The organism is Shimia sediminis, from assembly GCF_003990645.1.
Classification (GTDB): Bacteria; Pseudomonadota; Alphaproteobacteria; order Rhodobacterales; family Rhodobacteraceae; genus Shimia; species Shimia sediminis.
Genome location: NZ_RYZK01000029.1, coordinates 1 through 1,604, shown reverse-complemented (window position 1 = coordinate 1,604; position 1,604 = coordinate 1). Strand labels below are relative to the sequence as shown.

Below are 1,604 nucleotides of genomic sequence, written 5' to 3'. Positions count from 1 at the left end.
AGTCCATTGCACTATTCTGCCATATTAGAAATTATATAAAACAGGTAATTCAGAATATCTATGTTCGGCGGGAGGAGATAATTGAAGTCACTCAATTGAAGTAGGAAGATTTAAAGAGGATAGTGATTTACGTATTGAAATTATTCTTTCTCAAATAATAAAAATTAAAAATACAGTTCCAATAAAAGAAATAAGGGAGCCAATAGAAGAAATAATATTTCATCTTAAATAAGCATCTGGGTAATCAGAATAACGTCGAGGTATTCCTCTTAAACCTAAGAAATGTTGTGGGAAAAATGTTAAATTAACACCTAAAAATATGATAGCGAATTGGATTTTTAATAATTTATCATTTAAGGTTAAACCAGTGAATAAAGGGTATCATTGAATAAAACCTCCTATAATAGCAAAAACAGCCCCTATTGAAAGTACATAATGAAAATGAGCTACTACATAATAAGTATCGTGTAGAATAATATCAATTGAGGAATTTGCTAATACTACTCCTGTTAATCCTCCTATAGTAAATAGGAAAACAAACCCAAGAGCCCATAACATTGAAGGTGAAAAATTTACTTGAGTTCCATGGAGAGTGGCCAACCACCTGAAAATTTTAATTCCTGTTGGAACTGCAATAATTATTGTTGCTGAAGTAAAATAGGCTCGAGTATCAACATCTATTCCTACAGTAAATATGTGATGGGCTCAAACAATAAAACCTAATAAACCAATAGCTAATATAGCATAAATTATTCCAAGAGCCCCGAAGGTTTCCTTTTTACCTCTCTCCTGTCTAATAATATGAGAGATTATTCCAAATCCAGGAAGAATTAGAATATAAACTTCTGGGTGCCCAAAAAATCAAAAAAGATGCTGGTAAAGAATAGGATCACCTCCTCCTGCAGGGTCAAAGAAAGAAGTGTTTAAATTTCGATCAGTTAATAATATGGTGATAGCCCCTGCTAAAACAGGTAAAGATAAAAGTAAAAGTAATGCAGTAATTGCAATTGATCATACTAATAATGGTGCTCGGTCTAATGTTATACCCGAAGCTCGTATGTTAATTACTGTTGTAATAAAGTTAATGGCTCCTAGAATAGAAGAGATTCCCGCCAAATGTAATCTGAAAATTGCTAAATCTACAGATGCCCCTCTATGGGCAATATTAGAAGCTAAAGGAGGGTAAACAGTTCACCCTGTACCAGCACCTCTTTCTACTATTCTTCTTATAAGAAGAAGAGTTAGTGATGGAGGTAATAATCAAAATCTTATATTATTTATTCGAGGGAAGGCTATATCTGGGGCACCTAATATCAAAGGAACCAGTCAATTACCAAATCCCCCTATTATAATAGGTATAACTATAAAAAAAATTATAATAAAAGCGTGTGCGGTTACAATAACGTTATAGATTTGATCGTTCCCGATTAAAGCTCCTGGGTTTCCTAATTCAGCCCGAATTAATAAACTAAGCGCGGTTCCTACTATACCTGATCAAGCTCCAAAAATAAAATATAATGTTCCAATATCTTTATGATTTGTTGAAAATAATCACTTGTTCATAATTAGTTGATATGGCTGAGACTAGGCGGTAAACTGTAAAT

The 1,604-nt window shown here is 32.9% G+C and carries 2 pseudogenes; both read right to left on the bottom strand.

What is annotated here, in order from left to right:
• Positions 1-219 precede the first annotated feature (219 nt).
• Positions 220-849 (bottom strand): annotated as a pseudogene (locus tag EK369_RS22745) (cbb3-type cytochrome c oxidase subunit I); the annotation flags it as partial.
• A gap of 162 nt (positions 850-1,011) precedes the next feature.
• Positions 1,012-1,461, bottom strand: a pseudogene (locus tag EK369_RS22740) (cbb3-type cytochrome c oxidase subunit I).
• Positions 1,462-1,604 lie beyond the last annotated feature (143 nt).